The following is a 351-nucleotide window of genomic DNA, read 5'->3' on the forward strand; positions in this document are numbered from 1 at the left end:
CGCCGGATCCGGCCGAATTCGCCAGGCCGATCCCGCGCTACATCCAGCCGGCGCCGCGCCCGTCGACCGACATCATGGCCGAGCTATCCCGTCCGCGCTCCGAGGAAGCAGAACCTGTCGAGACGCGTCCAAAACGCGCTGAACTGACGCCGGAAGAGCGCGACGAATTGATCGCTGGCGCGCTTGCCGATGTGCTTGCCGGCGCCGACTCCGCCTTCCGCAGCGATGCCGAACTCTACCAGGATTTCCTTGTCCGCTGCCGCATCCGGCGGCTCTCGGGCACCACGGTATCGCTGCCGGATTTCCGCTTCCGGCTTGCCGTGAACCGCTCCGGCGCCGACGAGGAGATGC

At 67.8% G+C, this 351-nt stretch carries 1 protein-coding gene; it reads left to right on the forward strand.

The genetic code is table 11. From position 1 onward, the window contains the following. A partial coding sequence (locus tag AC1D0P_RS32810) for a hypothetical protein (RefSeq protein WP_477680537.1) occupies positions 1 to 351 on the forward strand: 351 nt, incomplete at both ends.

Source organism: Polaromonas sp. P1_G2 (genome assembly GCF_056405515.1).